The 16,237-nt window shown below is 65.6% G+C and carries 12 protein-coding genes and 1 other RNA gene; 6 read left to right on the top strand and 7 right to left on the bottom strand.

What is annotated here, in order from left to right; all coding sequences use genetic code 11:
- Window positions 1–32: 32 nt before the first annotated feature.
- A complete protein-coding gene (locus ACQR1F_RS01700; protein ID WP_315802108.1) occupies window positions 33–884 on the top strand; it encodes an N-acetylmuramoyl-L-alanine amidase in 852 nt (283 codons plus the stop codon).
- Window positions 885–888: 4 nt separating this feature from the next.
- On the opposite strand, the gene ACQR1F_RS01695 is transcribed toward ACQR1F_RS01700, so the two are convergent.
- Both ACQR1F_RS01695 and ACQR1F_RS01690 read right to left on the bottom strand, forming a co-directional pair.
- Complete coding sequence (locus ACQR1F_RS01695; protein WP_434912436.1) at window positions 889–2,133, bottom strand: RNA polymerase sigma factor; 1,245 nt, start codon at window positions 2,131–2,133, stop codon at window positions 889–891.
- A gap of 33 nt (window positions 2,134–2,166) precedes the next feature.
- Window positions 2,167–2,520 (bottom strand): YciI family protein, encoded by a 354-nt coding sequence (locus tag ACQR1F_RS01690; protein WP_434907326.1) that lies wholly within the window; start codon window positions 2,518–2,520, stop codon window positions 2,167–2,169.
- Window positions 2,521–2,660: 140 nt separating this feature from the next.
- Between ACQR1F_RS01690 and rnpB the strand changes: the two genes are divergently transcribed.
- An RNA gene (gene rnpB, locus ACQR1F_RS01685) (RNase P RNA component class A) lies at window positions 2,661–3,101 on the top strand.
- Window positions 3,102–3,149: 48 nt separating this feature from the next.
- Here the strand turns inward: rnpB and ACQR1F_RS01680 are convergent.
- The 3 genes from ACQR1F_RS01680 to ACQR1F_RS01670 form a co-directional block, all read right to left on the bottom strand.
- On the bottom strand, window positions 3,150–4,967 hold the full coding sequence (locus ACQR1F_RS01680; RefSeq protein WP_434886302.1) for an ABC transporter ATP-binding protein: 1,818 nt from the start codon (window positions 4,965–4,967) through the stop codon (window positions 3,150–3,152).
- 272 nt (window positions 4,968–5,239) lie between these two features.
- Complete coding sequence (locus ACQR1F_RS01675; protein WP_316181703.1) at window positions 5,240–6,829, bottom strand: DHA2 family efflux MFS transporter permease subunit; 1,590 nt, start codon at window positions 6,827–6,829, stop codon at window positions 5,240–5,242.
- Between the two features lie 214 nt (window positions 6,830–7,043).
- Window positions 7,044–8,372, bottom strand: coding sequence for an HlyD family efflux transporter periplasmic adaptor subunit (locus ACQR1F_RS01670; protein ID WP_434873177.1), 1,329 nt, complete (start codon window positions 8,370–8,372; stop codon window positions 7,044–7,046).
- A 187-nt stretch (window positions 8,373–8,559) separates the two neighbouring features.
- Between ACQR1F_RS01670 and ACQR1F_RS01665 the strand changes: the two genes are divergently transcribed.
- Window positions 8,560–9,198, top strand: a complete 639-nt coding sequence (locus ACQR1F_RS01665; RefSeq protein WP_434873178.1) for a TetR/AcrR family transcriptional regulator — start codon at window positions 8,560–8,562, stop codon at window positions 9,196–9,198.
- A gap of 1,043 nt (window positions 9,199–10,241) precedes the next feature.
- On the top strand, window positions 10,242–10,715 hold the full coding sequence (locus ACQR1F_RS01660; protein ID WP_434912435.1) for a hypothetical protein: 474 nt from the start codon (window positions 10,242–10,244) through the stop codon (window positions 10,713–10,715).
- A 741-nt stretch (window positions 10,716–11,456) separates the two neighbouring features.
- Here ACQR1F_RS01660 and nikR read toward each other — a convergent pair.
- Window positions 11,457–11,948 (bottom strand): nickel-responsive transcriptional regulator NikR, encoded by a 492-nt coding sequence (nikR, locus tag ACQR1F_RS01655; RefSeq protein WP_434880330.1) that lies wholly within the window; start codon window positions 11,946–11,948, stop codon window positions 11,457–11,459.
- 231 nt (window positions 11,949–12,179) lie between these two features.
- On the opposite strand from nikR, the gene ACQR1F_RS01650 reads away from it, so the two are divergent.
- Window positions 12,180–14,483 (top strand): TonB-dependent receptor, encoded by a 2,304-nt coding sequence (locus tag ACQR1F_RS01650; protein ID WP_434912089.1) that lies wholly within the window; start codon window positions 12,180–12,182, stop codon window positions 14,481–14,483.
- 527 nt (window positions 14,484–15,010) lie between these two features.
- The gene (locus tag ACQR1F_RS01645; RefSeq protein ID WP_434912075.1) at window positions 15,011–15,625 is read left to right on the top strand and encodes a class I SAM-dependent methyltransferase; all 615 of its coding nucleotides are present in this window, start codon (window positions 15,011–15,013) and stop codon (window positions 15,623–15,625) included.
- A gap of 127 nt (window positions 15,626–15,752) precedes the next feature.
- Here ACQR1F_RS01645 and ACQR1F_RS01640 read toward each other — a convergent pair whose 3' ends face one another.
- A complete protein-coding gene (locus tag ACQR1F_RS01640; RefSeq protein WP_316217740.1) occupies window positions 15,753–16,019 on the bottom strand; it encodes a hypothetical protein in 267 nt (88 codons plus the stop codon).
- Window positions 16,020–16,237 lie beyond the last annotated feature (218 nt).

Genomic DNA, 16,237 nt, shown 5'->3' with positions numbered 1-16,237 from the left:
CCATCGCCGCCGCCGTCCGCTTCGAGTCGTTCATGCCCAATCCCTCCGACAAGCCGGAATCGAAGCGTTCTCGTGCGCTGCCGATCCCCAAAGGCGTTGCCGACCTGCCGGTCTTTACGCCGGACTCGTCGGTCGCCTCCGACGTCATCCCGTCGGCCAATTTCGGCGAGCGCAAGGGCGGGCGCCAGCCGGACATGATCATTCTGCACTACACCGGCATGCCGGATGTCGAAGGGGCGATCACCAAGCTGTGTACCGCCGGCAGCGAGGTCTCCGCGCATTACGTCGTGCTCGAGGACGGACGCATCGTCCAGTGCGTGCCGGAGGCCTTGCGCGCATGGCACGCGGGTCTCTCGTCATGGGGCGGCGAGGAGGACATCAATTCCTGCTCGATCGGCGTCGAGATCGTCAATCGCGGCCACGATTGGGGCTATCCGGATTTCCCACCGCGGCAGATCGCGGCGGTGATCGCGCTGTGCCGGGGCATCATGCTCCGCCGCAACGTCCCGGCGCATCGCGTGCTCGGGCATTCCGACGTCGCGCCCGCGCGCAAGAAGGATCCGGGCGAGAAATTTCCGTGGCATTCGCTGGCGAATTCCGGCGTCGGCCATTGGGTGCAGCCGGCGGCGATCACCAAGGGCGAGACGCTGAAGCTCGGCAGCATCGGCGACGACGTCAAGGGCCTGCAGAAGGCGCTCGCCAAATACGGCTATGGCGTGCCGATCACCGGCAAATTCGACGGCATCACCATGGATGTGGTCACGGCGTTCCAGCGACACTTCCGCCCCGAAAAGATCGACGGCATCGCCGACCGCTCGACCTTGTGGACGCTGCATGCGCTGCTGACGAGCCTTCCGGCCGAGGATCAGGCGCCGCGCGCCTGACGCGTCAGGCCTCCGCGTCGAGCTCCCCGAGCCGGCGTGCATAGAGACGCCTGAGCGGCGCGAGCTGCGTCGCTGCGCTCGCCTCGCGATAGGCCGCGCTTGCCTCGTCGCGCCGGCCGAGCCGCCGCAGGAGGTCCGCCCGCACTGCCGGCAGCAGATCGTACTGCTTCAATCCGCCACGGGCGGCCAGCGCATCGACCAGCGCCAGCGCCCGCGCCGGGCCGTCGACCATCGAGACAGCGGCTGCATGATTGAGCTCGATCACCGGCGATGGTGCGATCCGCAGCAGAACCTCGTAGAGGCCCACGATCTGCCGCCAGTCCGTTTCAGCGTAACTGGACGCCTGGGCATGAAGCGCGGCGATCGCCGCCTGGACCGTGTAGGACTGCGGCAGCCCCTTCATGCCCAGCGCCTGTTCGACCAGCCCCAGCCCTTCGGCGATCTGCTCGCGATTCCACAGCGAGCGGTCCTGCTCCTCCAGCAGGACGATGTCGCCCGCCGCATCGGTTCGGCCGGCGCGCCGCGCATCGTGCAGCAGCATCAACGCGAGCAGGCCCTTGATGTCGCGCGCCTCCGGCATCAAGCCAAGCAGCAGCCGACCCAGCCGGATCGCCTCGCGCGCGAGATCCTCGCGAATCAGCTCCGTGCCGGAGGTCGCGAGATAGCCCTCGGTGAACACCAGATAGATCACGGTCAGGACGCCGCGCAGCCGCTCCTCGAGCGCCTCGCGTCCCGGCACCTCGTAGGGAATGCCGGCGAGACGGATCTTCTGCTTGGCGCGGACCAGGCGCTGCGCCATCGCCTCCTCGCCGGTGACAAAAGCGCGGGCGACCTCGGCGGTGGTGAGGCCGCAGACCGTGCGCAGCGTCAGCGCGACCTGGACCTCCGGCGCGAACGACGGATGGCAGCAGGTGAAGATCAGCCGCAGCATGTCGTCGTCGAGATCGGCCGGCGCGTCGGCGTCGTCGCTGGCGGCATCACGCTCGATCGCATGAACGATCTCCGCCTCCTTGTCGCGAAAATTGCTCCGCCGCCGGATGCGATCGATGGCCTTGTTGCGGGCGACATTGACCAGCCACGCCCGCGGGTTGGCGGGAGCGTCGGACCCCCGCCATTTGAGCAGCGCCGCAGCGAACGCATCCTGCAGCACGTCCTCGGCCAGATCGAAGTCACCGACGAGCCGGATCAAGGTCGCGAGTGTGCGGCCGGCCTCATCGCGGAACACCTTGTCGATCGCATCGGGCGTCATCGGTGACCTTCTCGGCAGCGAGCCGCACCGGTCTCAATGATTGTATTGCCAGACCGGCCGCACCTCGATCGAGCCGAGCCGGGCGCCGGGAATCCGCGCGGCAATCCCGATCGCCTCGTCGAGATTCTTGGCCTCGATCATGTAGTAGCCGCCGAGCTGCTCGCGGGTCTCGGCGAACGGACCATCGGTTGTGAGGATCTTGCCGTCCCGCACCCGCACGGTGGTCGACGTCATGGTCGGCTGCAGCCGATCGCCGCCCTTGTAGTTGCCGCTCGAGATGATGGACTGGGTGAAGGCCTGATATTCCGCCAGCATCTTCCCTTCGGCCGCCTTCTCCATCTTCGCGTATTCGACCTCGTTCAGATAGATCATCAACAGATACTGCATCGGACTTGCTCCTCATGTTCGGCTGGATCGCCGACATCCAGTCGAACGGCGCCGACATGGAACGACACGCGAAGGATAATATTTTTCGCCGGCATGGCGATGGCTTGACGTGCTGCTCGGAAAGCCCCATTCAGGCCGCATCAGTCGGCCGGACGGCCGCTCCGGCAAGCGCCGAAAGGCCGCCGGGGAGGAAAGTCCGGGCTCCATCGACATGCGGTGCCGGATAACGTCCGGCGGGGGCGACCCCAGGGACAGTGCCACAGAGAACGAACCGCTTCCTCCCGCGAGGGAGGCAAGTAAGGGTGAAAAGGTGCGGTAAGAGCGCACCGCGGGGCCGGCAACGGAACCGGCATGGTAAACCCCACCGGGAGCAAAACCGAATAGGGACGGCCACGCGGAGACAATCGCCCAGGCACTTTGTGTCAGGCGATGACGTCCGCGGGAGCGATGTCAGGCTCGCCGTCCGGGTAGGTTGCCCGAGGTCACGCGCAAGCGCGATCCCAGAGGAATGGCCGTCGCGTATCGTCATGCGCAAGTGTGGCGGTGCCCTACAGAACCCGGCTTACAGGCCGGCTGATATGTTCATGAGGGGCTCGGCGCCGACAGCGCCGGGCCCCTCACCATTTGTGTTATCCCGCCGCCGAGAGCTGGCCGAACTCGATGGCCTGCCGCTCGAACAGGCTGCGATAGAGTCCGCCAGGCTTGCCGACCAGCGCGGCGTGGCTGCCCTGCTCGACGATGCGGCCACGATCGAACACCAGGATGCGGTCGAGGCTGCGCACGGTTGCCAGCCGATGCGCGATCACGATCGCGGTCCTGCCCTTCATCAGCCGCTCCATCGCCTCCTGGATCAGCGCCTCCGATTCCGAATCCAGGCTCGAGGTCGCCTCGTCCAGGATCAGCACGCGCGCATCCGCCAGGAACGCGCGCGCCAGCGCCACCCGCTGCCGCTCGCCCCCCGACAGCTTGACGCCGCGCTCGCCGACGAGCGTACCGTAGCCCTTCGGCAGCCGCGTGATGAACTCATGCGCGTTCGCAAGCCGCGCCGCCTGCTCGATCTCCGCCTGGCTGGCGCCCGGCCGGCCATAGGCGATGTTCTCGGCCAGCGAGCGGTGGAACAGGATCGGCTCCTGCTGCACGATCGCGATCTGGCTGCGCAGCGAGTCCTGCTTGGCATGGGCGATGTCCTGCCCGTCGATCAGGATCCGGCCGCCGCTCACGTCGTACAGCCGCTGTACCAGCTTGACGAAGGTCGTCTTGCCGGAGCCGGAGCGCCCGACGAGGCCGATCCGTTCGCCCGGCCGGATGTCCACCGACAGCCGATCGTACAGCGGCGCACGATGGCCGCCATAATGGAACGTCACCGCATCGAACACGATGTGGCCGCCCGTCACGGCGATCGGCCTGGCATCGGCGGCATCGACGATGCCGATCGGCTCGCCATGGATCGCCACCAGTTCGTCCATGTCGTTGACCGCACGCTGCAAGTTGTTGATGTGCATGCCGACGTCGCGCAGATAGGCATGGATCACGTAGTAGCTGGTCAGCACATAGGTGACGTCACCCGGCGAGGCCCTGCCCGCCATCCACAGCAGCACGGCGCCGCCGATCACCGAGGAGCGCAGGCACAAGAGCACGCCGAGCTGCACCGCAGCCGTGGTGTTGTAGCGCAGCCAGGTGCGGTTGACGCGCCGGGACCAGCGCTTGACGACGCGCATCAGCCTGAAGTCCTCGCGCGCCTCGGCGCCGAACGACTTCACCACCGCATTGCAGCTCAGCGCGTCCGCCAGGGTGCCGCCGACCTTGGTGTCCCAGGCATTGGAGATCCGTGCGGCCGGCGCGATGTAGCGGGTTGAGAACGCCACCGTCATCGCGACATACAGTACCGCGCCGACGGCGATGACCCCACCCAGCGCGCCCCAATGCAGGCCGAGCAGCACCATCGAGCCCAGCAGCACCGACAGCGACGGCAGCAGGGCCAGCAGGATGGTGTCGTTGTAGAGGTCGAGCGCCCACATTCCCCGGGTGATCTTGCGCACCGTGGAGCCGGCGAAACTGTTGGCGTGCCAGTCGGTCGAGAACCGCTGCACGCGCACGAAGGCGTCGCGCGCCACGTCGGACATGATGCGCAGGGTAAACGGCACGATCAGTTGCAGGCCCGACAATCGCAGCACGATCGAGGCGAAGCCCAGCGCGACGATGCCGGCGAATGCCACCAGCGCGGCATGTCGCGCATCGCCGTTTGCCGGGCCGAGCGTCAGCGCATCGACGAGCTTGCCGGAGAACACCGGCATGAACAGGTCGGCGGCGGTGGCGCCCAGCAGCGCGCATGCAATGCCGAGGGTCATGCGCGGCTGCTTCCGCCAGTGGCGGAACACGAACGGCATCACGACGCGGATGGCGGCGGGACGCTTGTCGGCCTTCAGGCCGGAGACGTCGACGGTCATGGCATCATCCGGCCGCGCGCGCAGCGCCAGCCGGCTCCAAATAATGCAGACGTGACGCGGCGCGCGGTCTGCGGATGAGTAATCAGGCGTTGGGAAGTTAGGCGGTGGTGCTCAAAGCGAGCGGCCGAACACCAGAACAGGCATCGAGCGGGTGCACGCGATCTGCAGATGCGATTCAGTCATGCAAATCTCCCCGGTTCGAGCGACAATTTTTGTTCCATACCATCGAGGGTATGATTTGGCAACCCGCGGCGCGCGCGGGGCCGCTCACGTCAATGTGCGTCGCCGCCGCCGGCCATCGGTGAGCTCGGCTTGTTGAGCAGCATCACCATGAAGCTGAGCGCGATGTAGAAGCAGGTCAACATGAAAAACGCATCGCCATAGCCCATCACCACCGCCTGCCGGTGCACGATCTGCGACAGCTGCTTCATCGCCATCAGCGCCGAGTCACCCATGCCCTGCAGCTTCTGCTGCAGCATGTTGAGCGTCTCCACCGCAGTGGCGTTGCCCCAGTTGACGCGCTCGTGCAGGCGGGAGATGTGCAGGTCGGTGCGATCGTTCAGCACCTGGTTGATCACGGCAAGGCCGACGGCGCCGCCGAGATTGCGCATCAGGTTGAACAGGCCGGAGGCGTTCTTGACCCGGTCGGGCGCGAGCGTGCCGAGCGCGATGTTGTTGGTCGGCACCATCGCGAACATCATGCCGACGCCGCGCAGAACCTGCGGCAGGAACAGCTCCCAGAAATCGTAGTCGCGGGTGATGCCGGTCATCTGGTAGGAGCCGATCGCGAAGATCACGAGGCCGAACGCGATCATCAGGCGCATGTCGACCTTCAGCATCAGCCGACCGACCACCGGCGCCATCAGGAACATGGTGACGCCGGAGACGAACATCGTCTCGCCGATCATCAGCGCACTGTAGCCGCGGACCTCGGCGAGATAGCGCGGATAGATGTAGGTCAGGCCATAAAGGCCGATGCCGATGCAGAACTGCAGCAGGCAGCCGACCGCGAAGTTGCGGTTGCCGAACGCGAAGAGGTCGACGATCGGCTCGTCGGCCGTCAGCACCCGCCAGAAGAAGCACACCGCCGAGACGGCACAGACCGCAGCGAAGATCGCGACCGAGGTGTCCTGCAGCCATTCATATTGCGGCCCCTCCTCCAGCACGTATTCGAGCGAGCCGAGGAAGCCGGCCATGAACAACAGGCCCCACCAGTCGAAGCGATCGAGCAGCTCGAAATGCGGCTCGTCGAAATCGACGAGCGCCAGCACGCCGATCGTAATCAGGATGCCCGGCGGGATGTTGACGAAGAACAGCCAGTGCCAGGACATCGCATCGGTGATGTAGCCGCCGACGGTCGGGCCCACCGTCGGCGCCAGCGTGGCGACGAGGCCGATGATCGGACCGACGATGTGGAATTTGGTGCGCGGAAACACCGTGTAGGCCGAGGCGAACACGGTCGGGATCATGCCGGCGCCGAGGAAGCCCTGCAGAGCGCGCCACAGGATCATCTGCTCGATCGAGGAGGCGAAGCCGCACAGGAAGCTGGAGATGGTGAAGCCGGCCGCCGAGATCGCGAACAACAGCCGCGTGCCGAGCGCGCGCGACAGGAAGCCGGACAGCGGGATCGCGATCACCTCGGCGATCAGATAGGCGGTCTGCACCCATGACACTTCGCTGGAGCTTGCCGACAAACCCGCCTGGATCTCGGTCAGCGACGCCGACACGATCTGGATGTCCAGGATCGACATGAACATGCCGAACACCATGATCAGGAACGCGATCAGACGCCGCGGCGCGATGCGGTCGGACGGCGCCGCCGGCGCGCTCATGGTGGGGTTGGCTGTGGTGGCGGTGGCCATGGTCAGTTAGTCCGCTTGGATCGAGGACCGCGCCGCATTCCCGGTGCGCTCCCCTCCCCCTTGTGGGGAGGGGCTGGGGGAGGGGGCCCACAACGGCGGTCTCGCCCGGAGTACCCCCCTCCCCAGCCCTCCCCCACAAGGAGGGAGGGAGCTGACTTCCGATGACGCGACAGCTCGTGCCCTCGCATCAGTTCAAAATACTTTCCCTGTCCAACTACTTCCCCTGCACCGTCGCCGATGCGTCGAGGTCGGCGTCGGTGTCGGCATCCTTGGCGTCGGTGGTGTCGACGGTGACGTAGACCGACATGCCGGCGCGCAGCAGGTTCTGCCGCGCCACCTCCTTCGGCACGCGGATGCGCACGGGCAGGCGCTGCACGATCTTGGTGAAGTTGCCGGTGGCGTTGTCCGGCGGCAGCAGGGTGAACACCGAGCCCGCGGCCGGCGAGATGCTGTCGACCACGCCCTTGAAGCCGCGCGCACCATAGGCGTCGACCTTGATCGTGACCGGCTGGCCCGGACGGATGCGCCTGAGCTGGGTTTCCTTGAAATTCGCATCGATGAAGACGTCGTCGAGCGGCACGACGTTGCCGAGCCGCTGGCCGACCGCGATGAAGTCGCCGGTGTTGACGAGGCGGTTGGAGAAGGTGCCGTCGACCGGCGCGCGCACGGTGGCGAATTCGAGATCACGCTCCGCCTTGGCGAGCGATGTCTTGAGCTCGGCGAGCTGCGCCTGGGCCTCGACCTGCTGCGCCTTCGTCACCTCGACATTGTCGCGCGCGGCGTCGTACGCGGCGCGGGCGGCGCGGACCGCGGCCATGCCCTGGTCGCGCGCGGCTTCCGACTGCTCGAAGGTCGCGTGCGAGGCAAAGCCCTTGCTGCTCAGCGCCTGCTGGCGCTCATAGTCGAGCCCGGCGCGCTTCATCGCGGCTTCGGATGAGGTGAGATTGGCCTGCGCCTGCTCGGCGGCGCTCTGCTGCGCGGCGACCTGGCGGCCGATGCGCGCGATCGTCGCCTCCTGCGTGGCGATCTTGCTGCGGGCGGCGTCGACCGCGATCTTGTAGTCGCCGTCGTCGATGCGGAAGATCACGTCGCCCTTGCGGACCACCGAATTGTCGCGCGGCACGATCTCCTGGATGTGCCCGGAGACGCGCGCGCCCAGCATGGTGTTGTTGGCGCGGACGTAGGAATCGTCGGTCGAGACCATGAAGCGGCCGACCAGATAATAGTGCGTGGCATAGCCGGCGGCGGCGAGCGCGAGCAGCACGCCGATGCTGGCCAGCACCCGCTTGCGCTTGCCGGATTTCGGAGCCGCGGCGGCCACGGCCTGCGGCTTCGCGCCCGCGGGAGCGCCGGCCGGCGCGGGCCGTTCGGATGGAGCCTCGGTGCTGACGTCGGCCTTCAGGTCGGCAGGCTTGGCATCAGCAGGCTTGCGCTGCGCCGTGTCGCTGGCCTGCGGCCGGACCGGCTCAGACCTCGTCTGTTCCGGCGCTTCATCAGCGTCCGGACGGCGCGCCCGTACAGCCTGGTCTCTCGCAGCGGCCATCAGAGACTCCCACCCATGACAGCGGGGCCGTCGAGGCCCCGAAAATTCCGACCGAACCGTTCGGTCAATCCATATCTATCATTGACCGAACCGTTCGGTCAATCTATATCTTCGCTACCGCAACATATCCGCGCAGATGCTTTTGTGACGTTGGCGCCGGCCAAATCTTCGGGAACAGCCTAAACCAATGATTGAGGCGGACCACACCATCACCCAGGCGACGTCGGACGACGATTCCTCGAAGCGCCGGCAGATCCTCCAGGGCGCCCGCAAGGTGTTCATGGACCTGGGTTTCGACGGCGCCAGCATGGGCGAGATCGCGCGCGTCGCCGGCGTCTCCAAAGGCACCCTCTACGTCTACTTCGCCGACAAGTTCCGCCTGTTCGAGGCGATCGTCGAAGAAGAGAGCGTGCATCGAGGTGCCTCGAACTTCAGCTTCGATCCCGCCCGCGATGCCGCGACCGTGCTGTACGAGTTCGGCACCGCCTGGATCGCGGTCGTCTGCCGCCCCGGCGGCGGATCGGCGATCCGCACCGTGATGGCGATCGCCGAACGCATGCCTGAGGTGGGACGGCGCTACTATGATTGCGTCATCGAGGGCACGATCGGCCGGCTCGCCGCCTATCTGCAGGCCCGCGTCGATGCCGGGGAGCTCACCATCGACGATTGTCATCTCGCCGCATCGCAATTCCAGCTGATGTGCCAGGCCACGCTGTTCCTGCCTTTCATCTTTCAGGGAGCCCCCGCCCCCTCGCCCGACGAGACGCACAAGGTGGTGGTGAGCGCCGTCCGCATGTTCCTCGCGACCTACAGCATCAAGAGTTGAGACGCCGCTGACCGCAGCGATGCGCGCGCCGATGTCGGCACAACAGATATCGGCGCCAGACATGTCAGCCCGAGATATGTCAGCATGAGACATGCGCTCTCCTTCTCGCGGCTGGTGACGCCCGAGCTCTGCAATCGGATCACCCTCGAATCGATCGGAGGGTGCAGGGAAGGCCGGGCGCTGGCCGCGCCCGTGGCCCGCCTGCGGAAAAAAATGCAGGCGGCAGGTACCACAGGTTCAGCCGAGATCACCCGGCCCTCCCTGCGCGGTGGGCTTACGATTTATACGTACTCTCCCCGGTGTCCGGGCTTGTAGCCACCGTCGCCGTCCGGCTCATCACCGAACGACTTAGCACCAGCATCGGGGCGCCAGGACCATACGACTTCACCGTCCTGCCGGTCGCGTTCGTCCGCTCGCGATTCCAGCGCGCTGCGCGCCGACAGGCCACCGCTCCCCGCCTCCAACGCTCGTGACGACCGCGAAACGTCCCTCTTCGATCGAGGCGGGATGCGGAGAGAGAACCATGAAATTCGGAAAAATGGAAGCAGAATATTTTTCGCGCGGGGACTGGACAGGGCAAATCAGGTTGATGGGACTGACAAATTTAGTTTTTGCGCGCACATGGTCTTTAAGGCGCATGACAGCAGCAGCAGTGCGGCGTCATCGCGAGCGAAGCGACGCGATCCAGGGGCCGCACCAACAGTCTGGATTGCTTCCGCCTACGCCCGATCGGCTTCGGCGGACACGTCGGCGCAAGGGCGCCTTGCAATGACGTGGACGATGCAAGGCGCGCAGGGTGGACAAACGGCGCCTTGCTCCGCTGCAGCCGCGGGTGACAATGCAACGGCGCTGCCCCCCCCTCCAAAACCGATGCACCTGCCTGAACTGGACAGCCGGCCGGAGCCTAAAGTCCGAGAAGGGCCAGAAGCGGAAGGTGCAGGTAGACGAACTCGTTAATGGTCTGCAAACCTGTTCTGAGCAAGCGGGCAATACGGGAGACTAGCGTATGCTATGGTGATGAGCATATGAGTGGAGCTCCCAGCGTGAAAGTCAGAGCGCAGGCGGTCATCGTTACTTATCTAACGATCTGGACCACCACCGTAGCATGGCTGACTGTTCTTATGATTCGGCCTCTCTATCCGGAGCTTTTTACGTCCGTCGTGCGCATTGAGCGCGACCTGATGAATGCGCTTCCTGGATTTACTCCGTTCATCGCCGCCCTCATCGCGTTTCACCAAGCAATGAGCGTGATGAGAAAGCGAAAGGCCATCGACGTCGGTATGCTCATACATTATTTCATTGGAGCGCCCGTTTGCATCTACTTTACGCTTCTTATCATTGTTTCCCTTCTCACCGTAATCTTCGCCCCTATTACTTTCGTGCTGGGTTTAACCTACGGCACCATTCCTCTTTTGGCCGGGATAGCAATTCACTGTCTCGGAATGGTGCCGTTGTTCTTCTTGGACAGATGGCTGCAATCGCCTGCGCGGGCCAGCACGTCCCCTTCGGGTCAATAGCTGAGACTGTTGACTAAGCCGCTGCTTAACGAGAACTGTCGCCGCCAACAACGCCTCGCTGCTGGTCCAAAATACGCCTCAGCTCCGACGCGGGTCGACGAATTGCTCGCTTGGCGCGTCGGCCAATCGATCTGCTGTGTCGGAAAAACGCATAACCAGCGAGCAGAATTGCAGTGACGCCAGAAATCACGTGACCAGCCGCTAGAGTCGCAAAGCAGAGCGGCCCACCGACGCAGATCACACCGGTCCATAGTAGACAGAATCCAAGGTAAGTTTTGCCCGTCGGGATACCGCTGCTCATGGTCACAACCGTAGCGCCTTTATGATCTCTCGGCCCGGCAAAATCGTCCGCGCCGCATCCGCACGTGGCCAATGGTGAATCTAGGATTGACGCTATCTGCCATTGTCCCGGTCGGACCAGGCGCTAGGTGTTTCGCCAACGGCATCCGCAGGCGCATGACCGGGCGCTGGCCGCCGGCTCTGGCAGCGCTCAGAGCAGTTGCTCGACGCAGCCTCGACGATGTCACGCGCAGCCATGCGGGCCATCTGATGGGTATCGGAAACATCAGTTGTAGGGTGGGCAAAGTAGGAGCCTGCAGGTCGGTCGCGTGCCCACCATCGCTCCGCGCACGAGAAAGCGGAATGGGGGGCACCGCGCGACGCATCACGTATGATCAGCGGCATCGGGGCGGGCATGACATTGGAGGATTTGGCCGGCAGTGTGCCAAATCTCTTTCTGCTCTACTTCTTCCCGCTCTTGGTCGTGTGGGAATGCGAGTGGCTGTGACTATGGGCGTGGCTATGCGAATGCGCATGCCCATGATCATGCGCCGCCTCGATCGGCATCATCGCGACGTGGCCGTGGCGGACGCCGCGTTCGGCGATGACGTGGTCGGCGAAGGCCTTGACCTCGCGGCGCTCGCCCTTGAGCACGGTGACCTCGAGGCAGCTCTCCTGGTCGATGTGGACATGCAGGGTCGCCTGGGCGAGGCCGGAATGGTCATGCGCCTCCTGGGTCAGCCGCTTCGGCAGCTCGCGCGCGGCATGGTCGTAGACGTAGCTGAGGGTCGCGATGCAGGAACGGCCGTCACTGGCGCCGGTATCGGCGGTTTCGAGGCCGCTGCGCAGCAGATCGCGAAACGCTTCCGAGCGGTTGTCGTAGCCGCGCCGGGCCATGAAGGCGTCGACCTCGGCGAGCAGGTCGTCGTCGATCGTGATCGTCAGGCGCTGCATGTCCCGTCTCCCTGAGCTGCGCGGCAAGCGCCTATCCACCGCATGAGTATGATGTGTTCACGTTGACATCATACCGGTGTCACCTTAGCGTTCTTTAACATTCGACAGTGGGGCGATCCAAGCGAGCATGTCGCGGGCCAACGAAGGCGCGCGGCAGTTGATGATGCATGCCCTGTGGCGAGTTCGAGGGGCGTGACGATGCGGTGGTGTGGGGCGAGTGTTGGCGTGCTGATGGCGGCCTTGGCGCATCAGGCACAGGCACATCCGGAACGGCCCCCCGCAGAGCTGCCGACAGTCGATGTGGATGCGCCCAAACGGACCGCCAAGCCCAAGCCGCAGGCGCGACGCACGGCACAGCGGCCGGTTTCGGATGCACTACGCCCGCGCATCGGAGCGACGCCGGCCGCGACAGCCGCGGCAGCGACGCCCCCATCCGGCACGCCCAGTGCCGGCTCCGGTGCGCCGCACCCGCAGGGCATGGCGAGCGAGGTCGTCATATCAGGCGAGGAGATCAACGCCCGCCCAGCCACGCGGCCCGGCGAGGTGCTCGAAGCCGTGCCCGGCCTGATCGTCACGCAGCACTCCGGCGAAGGCAAAGCCAACCAGTATTTTCTGCGCGGCTATAATCTCGATCACGGCACCGATCTCGCGTTGTTCGTCGATGACGTGCCGGTGAACATGCGCACCCATGCGCATGGCCAGGGCTATGCCGATCTCAACTGGCTGATGCCGGAGACGATCGGCCGGGTCGACGTCCGAAAGGGCCCGTACTTCGCCGACGAAGGCGATTTCGCCTCGGTCGGCAGCGTCCATATCGGCCTGGTGGACAGCGTGCCGAAGGCGATCGCACAGATGACGGCCGGCAGCTTCGGCTATCGCCGCTTCTTCGGCATGGACTCGGTGCATGTCGGCGACGGCCATCTGCTGATCGCCGGCGAGGCCGGCCGCTATGACGGTCCCTGGACCACGCCCGACGACGCCAAGAAGCTGAACAGCCTAGTGCGCTACTCGCAGGGCACGGCGACTGACGGCTTCTCGATCACCGGCATGGCCTATGCGAACCGCTGGACCTCGACCGACCAGGTGCCGGAGCGCGCCATCACCTCGGGAACACTCGGGCGCTACGATTCCGAAGACCCGACCGACGGCGGCAAGACCAACCGCTTCGCGCTGTCGGGCCGCATCGCCGGCACCGACGAGGCCGGCTCCTGGAAGGCCAACGCCTATGCGGTGAAGAGCCAGCTCGATCTCTACAACAACTTCACCTACGCGCTCAGCAACCCGACCTACGGCGACCAGTTTCACCAGCATGACGACCGGCTGATGCTCGGCGCCAACGCATCGCGCACCTTGAACGGCAGCTTTGCCGGCCGGCCCATGGAGACGACGTTCGGCGTCCAGACGCGCTACGATGACATCGCGCTGGCGCTGGCCAACACCCGCCAGCGGGTGCTGCTCTCCGACATCGATCCCTTGAGCACCGGCGTCGTTCGCGCCGACAAGGTCGGCGAAGGCAGCGTCGGGCTGTATGTCGAAAACACGGTGCGCTGGACCGACTGGCTGCGCACCACGGTCGGCTATCGCGGCGACTATTATCAGACCCACGTGTATTCGCTGACCAATGGCAACAACACCGGCGATGCCGCAGCCAGCCTCGGCAGCCCGAAGTTCCGCATGGTGATCGGGCCGTTCGACAAGACCGAGTTCTTCCTTGGCGCCGGCTACGGCATGCACAGCAACGACGCCCGTGGCGCGACCACGACCGAGGATCCCGCCGATCCGACCAACAAGCTCGCCTCCTCGCCGCTGCTGGTACGCACCAAGGGCGCCGAGGTCGGCGTGCGTACGCGCATCATTCCGGGACTCGATTCGTCGCTGAGCGTGTTCATGCTCAACCAGGATTCCGAGATCCTGTTCTCCGGCGACGCCGGCGACACCGAGGCGAGCCGGCCGAGCCGGCGCTACGGCTTCGAGCTCACCAACCACTATCGCCCGGCATCTTGGATCGACATCGACGCCGATCTGGCGATGACCCACGCCCGCTTCGTCGGTGACAATGCCGACCAGGCGGCGGTCTACGCCTCGCTCGCCGGCTACCCGCAGGCCCAGCTCGGCAATGCGCCGGGCAACTACATCCCCAATGCGCCGTCGATGATCGCCTCCGCCGGCATCACGCTCGGCGAGAAGACCGGCTGGTTCGGGTCCTTGCGCTGGCGCTATCTCGGCGCGACGCCGCTGACCGAGGACAACTATTTCCGCTCGACCGCGACCAGCGTGTTCAACGGCCGCATCGGCTTCCGCGACGCCAATGGCTGGCGCATCCAGCTCGACGTGCTGAACCTGCTCAACACCAGGGCCAACCAGATCTCCTACGGCTACGGCTCGCTGCTGCCGACCGACCAGCTGTACCAGGCGTGCTACGGCAACGCGCCGACAGGGGTGCCGGCCCAGGTCTGCCAGACCGGCGTCAAGGACCGCGTCCTGCACCCGATCGAGCCGCTGACGTTCCGGGTGACGGTGGCGGGGACGTTTTGAGGCCGACCGCTATCGCGGCAACAGCGGTCGACTCCCCTCCCCTTGCGGGCAGGGCGATCGCACATGGTGAAAGAGGCCGGGCGCGCAGTCTTTCCGCGACCATCCTTCGAGACGCCCGCCTTCGGCGGGCTCCTCAGGATGAGGGCCTTTCTCCGCCGCAAAGCTGTTGATCCTCATGGTGAGGAGCGTCGCTCTTGCGACGCGTCTCGAACCATGAGGCCATGAAAGGTCCGCCCGGGAAAACCATATGCGATCGCCCTGCCGCAAGCGAGGAGAGGTCGGATTGCATCGTCAGACGCAATCCGGGTGAAGGGGGTACAGGTCTATCCACCTGCGCTTCCCGTGCGTCTGCCCCTCACCCCAACCCTCTCCCCGTAAAGAACGGGGAGAGGGAGCCCACCGTCCTCGCCGCAAGAGCCTGCGTTACATCTCAGACCGCTCGGATTTCTTCGTGCAGCATTCGCAGCCTGCGACGATATTGCGAACTCGTGATAGGATGAGCCTCCTCTGCACCAAACGGCCATACCATGCCCGACCGCGCCAGCCATTGGCAGACCGTCTACACCACCAAGGCCGAGACCGAGGTCAGCTGGTACCAGGACGACCCGGCGACGTCGCTGCGGATGATCCGCGAGGCCGGCGCGACGCCGACATCGCGGATCATCGATATCGGCGGCGGCGCCTCGCGGCTGGTCGATGCGCTGCTCGCGGCCGGCTACGGCGCGCTCACCGTGCTCGACATCTCCGACGCCGCCCTGGCGACGGCGCGCGGCCGGCTCGGCGCCGCGGCGGCCGGGGTGACGTGGATCGCGTCCGACGTCACCACCTGGACGCCGGACGCGCGCTACGACGTCTGGCACGATCGGGCCGCCTTCCATTTTCTCACCGCACCTGAAGACCGCGCCGCCTATGTCGATCGCCTGCGCGCGGCGGTGGTGCCCGGCGGGGCCGTCATCATCGGCACGTTCGCGCCCGATGGTCCGGAGAAGTGCAGCGGACTGCTGGTCGTCCGCTACGACGCCCACGGCCTGGCCGCAACGCTGGGTCCTGCCTTCACGCTCGAGGACAGTTGCACCGAGGCACATCGCACGCCGTGGGGCGCGACGCAGCAGTTCCAGTTCTGCCGCTTCCGCGCCGGTTAGAGCATGATCCGGAAAGTGGAAACCGGTTTTCCCTCGCGACAAACGCCGAAGGCGTTTGCGCGGAGATGATGCTCAAACAAGGAGATGAGATCATGATGCGATTCCGTGGAATCGCATCATGATCTGGTCAGCAGCACAGAGGCGGGCCATCCGACACGACGAGGACCTCGGTGTCGGCATCCTCGCTGTGCGCGGCATCGTCCGCGCCGCCGGCGGAGGTCTCACTCTCCGGCGGCACACGCCAGGGGATCGGCTTCGGCGGCATCCGCTCCAGGCGCTGCGCATCGGCGACGGCGCGGCGTGCCGTCTTCAGCGAGCGGCAGACCAGCACGGCCTGCTCGGCGGTGCCGACCTCGAAGCCCGCCCCAATCGCCTTGATGCGATACGATGCCATCTCCGCCTCTCCCAATCCGGCAGCAACCAGAACCCCGCGCGCCTTGTTCCTGGCGACTGTGGCAGGTCTAGTGTCGGCCAATGGCGGACGGCAAAACTGGTCAACGGACTCCTAATGCGCAGCGCGCGACGTCGGCGTTTCCGTTTCGGGGCGGGACAGAGCGCCTTCAGGCGCGGCTGACGGCGAAAGAAATCCACAGCCGCGCACAGCGCGAAGCG

Origin of the sequence: Bradyrhizobium sp. HKCCYLS3013, from assembly GCF_051167615.1 — a bacterium.
GTDB lineage: Bacteria > Pseudomonadota > Alphaproteobacteria > Rhizobiales > Xanthobacteraceae > Bradyrhizobium.
The sequence above is the reverse complement of the archived record's forward strand: the minus strand, read 5'-3'. Positions and strand labels throughout refer to the sequence as shown.

Bases quoted from the DNA above. Each gene is read 5' to 3' on its own strand.
- ACQR1F_RS01680 (WP_434886302.1), bottom strand. From the start codon at position 4,967: ATGACCGTCGACGTCTCCGGCCTGAAGGCCGACAAGCGTCCCGCCGCC.
- ACQR1F_RS01700 (WP_315802108.1), top strand. From the start codon at position 33: ATGCCCAATCCCTCCGACAAGCCGGAATCGAAGCGTTCTCGTGCGCTG.
- ACQR1F_RS01690 (WP_434907326.1), bottom strand. From the start codon at position 2,520: ATGCAGTATCTGTTGATGATCTATCTGAACGAGGTCGAATACGCGAAG.
- ACQR1F_RS01665 (WP_434873178.1), top strand. From the start codon at position 8,560: ATGATTGAGGCGGACCACACCATCACCCAGGCGACGTCGGACGACGAT.
- nikR (WP_434880330.1), bottom strand. From the start codon at position 11,948: ATGCAGCGCCTGACGATCACGATCGACGACGACCTGCTCGCCGAGGTC.
- ACQR1F_RS01670 (WP_434873177.1), bottom strand. From the start codon at position 8,372: ATGGCCGCTGCGAGAGACCAGGCTGTACGGGCGCGCCGTCCGGACGCT.
- ACQR1F_RS01675 (WP_316181703.1), bottom strand. From the start codon at position 6,829: ATGGCCACCGCCACCACAGCCAACCCCACCATGAGCGCGCCGGCGGCG.
- ACQR1F_RS01645 (WP_434912075.1), top strand. From the start codon at position 15,011: ATGCCCGACCGCGCCAGCCATTGGCAGACCGTCTACACCACCAAGGCC.
- ACQR1F_RS01650 (WP_434912089.1), top strand. From the start codon at position 12,180: ATGGCGGCCTTGGCGCATCAGGCACAGGCACATCCGGAACGGCCCCCC.
- ACQR1F_RS01640 (WP_316217740.1), bottom strand. From the start codon at position 16,019: ATGGCATCGTATCGCATCAAGGCGATTGGGGCGGGCTTCGAGGTCGGC.
- ACQR1F_RS01695 (WP_434912436.1), bottom strand. From the start codon at position 2,133: ATGACGCCCGATGCGATCGACAAGGTGTTCCGCGATGAGGCCGGCCGC.